Annotated in this window: 4 protein-coding genes; 2 read left to right on the forward strand and 2 right to left on the reverse strand. The window is 72.3% G+C overall.

Annotated elements, in window-relative coordinates; translation table 11 throughout:
* A partial coding sequence (locus AB0C29_RS40805; RefSeq protein ID WP_360832418.1) for a hypothetical protein occupies positions 1 to 213 on the reverse strand: 213 nt, incomplete at its 3' end.
* On the opposite strand from AB0C29_RS40805, the gene AB0C29_RS40810 reads away from it, so the two are divergent.
* Both AB0C29_RS40810 and AB0C29_RS40815 read left to right on the forward strand, forming a co-directional pair.
* Complete coding sequence (locus AB0C29_RS40810; RefSeq protein ID WP_360832420.1) at positions 194 to 1,576, forward strand: DUF1800 domain-containing protein; 1,383 nt, start codon at positions 194 to 196, stop codon at positions 1,574 to 1,576. The genes AB0C29_RS40805 and AB0C29_RS40810 overlap by 20 nt on opposite strands.
* Positions 1,577 to 1,613: 37 nt before the next feature.
* Positions 1,614 to 2,891 carry a DUF1501 domain-containing protein gene (locus tag AB0C29_RS40815; protein ID WP_360832422.1) on the forward strand — a complete coding sequence of 426 codons (1,278 nt, stop codon included), beginning with the start codon at positions 1,614 to 1,616 and terminating at the stop codon, positions 2,889 to 2,891.
* A gap of 6 nt (positions 2,892 to 2,897) precedes the next feature.
* On the opposite strand, the gene AB0C29_RS40820 is transcribed toward AB0C29_RS40815, so the two are convergent.
* Positions 2,898 to 3,038, reverse strand: coding sequence for a hypothetical protein (locus tag AB0C29_RS40820; protein WP_360832424.1), 141 nt, complete (start codon positions 3,036 to 3,038; stop codon positions 2,898 to 2,900).
* Positions 3,039 to 3,104 lie beyond the last annotated feature (66 nt).

The raw sequence follows: 3,104 nt of genomic DNA on the forward strand, positions 1-3,104 counted from the left end.
GGCGACCAGGACGAACTGGGCCGCGCTGGACCACGACAGCGCGGCCGGCCGGTGGGCGATCCCGCGCCCGGCGACCAGGTCCGTTGCAGCTCGGTAGCCATCGGCCGGGTTGGCGAAGGGACCGAGATGTCTGACCGAACCAACCTGCGTGACGGCATCCCGGGCAAGAACCTTGATCAGCCGCCGCCGCGTCGTGACCGGCGCCGCGGCCACCCGCACCACCAATTCCTACGTCGCGGCGGACGCCGAGCTGCACCTGCTGCGCCGCGCCACCTACGGACCCACCGCGGCCTCGGTCGCCGAGATCCGCCGGCTCGGCGCGGCGGCCTGGCTCGACCGCCAGCTCGACCCGGCGACCATCGCCGACCCGGCCTGCGACGCGCTGCTGACCCGCTTCCCGCTCATCCAGCTCTCGATCGACGAGCTGCGGGCCCGGGTCGGCACCGGCGCCATGCGGTACGGCTGGGACACGATGCTGCAGCTCGGCTTCGCGGCCACCAGCCGGGCCATCTGGAGCGAACGGCAGCTCTTCGAGATGATGGTCGACTTCTGGTCCAACCACCTCAACGTCACCAACCCGTCCGCCGACGTCTGGGACAACCGGCACGACTACGACCGGACCGTGATCCGGCCGTACGCGCTGGGCCGCTTCGCCGACCTGCTGAAGGCTTCGGCCCGGCACCCGGCGATGCTCACGTACCTGGACAACCGCTTCTCCACCAAGACCGCGCCGAACGAGAACTACGGCCGCGAGCTGCTGGAACTGCACACGGTCGGACTGGGCTACACGGAGTCCGACGTCAAGAACGCCGCCCGGCTGCTGACCGGGCTGACCGTCGACTGGGACACCGGCAACTACAAGTACAGCGCCAACGCGCACGCCACCGGCCCGGTCAAAGTGATCGACTTCCGGCACGCCAACACCACCGCGGCCGGGGGTGAGGCGGCAGCCCTGGCCCTGCTCGACTACCTGGCCCTGCACCCGGCCACCGCCGAGCAGATCGCCACCAAGCTCTGCGTACGCTTCGTCGCCGACAACCCGCCGGCCAAGCTGGTGGACAGGCTCGTGCAGGTCTACCTCGACCACAAGTCCGCGATCGTCCCGGTGCTGCGGGCCCTGTTCTCCTCCGCGGAGTTCAAGGCGTCCGTGGGGGCGAAGGTGCGCACGCCGTACGAGGACATCGTCGCGACGGTGCGCGCGGTCGGCTACGGCCCGGACGCCGGCGGCACCGCGGGCATCGAGTCGCTCTACTGGCTGATCGGCTCGCTGGGCCAGGCGCCGATGTCCTGGGCGCCCCCGAACGGCTACCCCGATGTGGCCTCGGCGTGGACCTCCCCCGGCGGCATGCTGGCCCGGTGGAACGCCCACCTGCACATCGTCGCGGGCTACCGGCCCAAGGAGTTCCAGCGGCCGGCCGACCTGGCCAAGGACCTCGTCGGTGCGCTGCCCGCGACCTACGGCGAGCTGATCGACGCGCTGGCCCGGCGGCTGTTCGGCCGCACCTTGCCGGCCGCCGACACGACGGCGCTGGCCGGCTTCTTCGGCAAGACCCCGGCCGCCACGCTGAAACCCTGATGCTGAACTCTCCCTACTTCGCGGTGAGGTGACGACGATGACCGGACCGAACTGTGGCTGCGCGGACGACCAGCGCACCACCCTGACCCGCCGCGGCGTGCTCGGCAAGGCGCTGGCCGCCGGAGCCGCCGGGGCGTTCGCCGGACTGGCCGGCGACCAGCTCTCCACCCAGCTGGCCTTCGCCGCCGGCAAGTACGCCGGGGACACCCTGGTGCTGCTGTCGCTGCGGGGCGGCTTCGACGGCCTGTCGGCGATCGTGCCGGCCGGCGACCCGGCGTACTACGCGGCCCGGCCGGACATCGCCGTGCCGAAGGCCAAGCTGATCGGCGGCGACACCCGGTTCGGCCTGCACCCGGCGCTCAAGCCGCTGCTGCCGTTCTGGAAGGCCGGCACGTTCGGCGCGGTCCACGCCGTCGGCCAGCCCGAACCGAACCGCTCGCACTTCTCCGCGATGGAGGAACTGGAACGGGCCGCGCCGGGCACCTCGGTGCGCACCGGCTGGCTGGACCGGATGCTGGGCGGCCTGGGCGCGACCAGCCCGTTCCACGGCGTCTCGGTGGGCAGCATGATGCCGTCCCGGGCGCTGGCCGGGCCGGTCCCCGCCCTGGGCATGAAGTCCATCAACGACTTCTCGATGTACGGAGACCAGGAGGGCCAGCCGATGGCGGCCACCCTGAAGACCCTCTACGCCGGGGCCCCGGCCCTGCTGGGTCAGCCGGCCGGACAGGTGATGAGCTCGCTGGCGACCACGAAGACACTGGCGGCCAAGGCGTACCAGCCGGCCAACGGCGCGGTCTACCCCGACGACACGCTGGGCCGGGCGCTGAAGGACGTGGCCCGGCTGATCAAGGGCAAGGCGGGGCTGATGGCGGCCTGCGTCGACTCCGGCGACTGGGACCTCCACGAGAACCTCGGTGCGGCCGTACCCGGCAAGCGGATGCACGACAAGCTGGCCCAGCTCGCGGCGGCCCTCGCTGCCTTCGCCACCGACCTCGGCACGACCGGCATGAAGCGGGTCACCGTGGTGACGGTCAGCGAGTTCGGCCGGCGGGTCCGCCAGAACGGCTCCAACGGGGTCGACCACGGCTACGGCAACGCGATGATGCTGCTCGGCGGCGGCGTCGTGGGCGGCAAGGTGCACGGGCGGTGGCCCGGCCTGGCGGACCGCTACCTGGTCGACGGCGACCTCGCGGTCACCACCGACTACCGCGCGGTCATCGGCGAGGTGCTGCACAAGCGCTGCGGGCTGGCCAACACCCGCTCGGTCTTCCCGAACGTCCGCAGCACGACGTCGGGGGTCTTCCGGAACCGGTGAGCCTGCTCAGAGGGCGGCGGCGATGGCCAGCAGCAGCGCCGAGACGCCGGCCGCCAGCACGGCGATCCGGAGCACCGCCGGGTCGCTGAGAATCATGATCGCCACCCGCGCGCCGGTCTCCCGCCGCGCGTAACTGTTGTCCACCATCGCCCGCTCCTCGCCTCGGCGGCTCCGTGCGCCGCGATGAGACGACTATCCCGGCCGGGCGACCCC

It is taken from the genome of Actinoplanes sp. NPDC048791, assembly GCF_040650095.1.
GTDB lineage: Bacteria > Actinomycetota > Actinomycetes > Mycobacteriales > Micromonosporaceae > Actinoplanes.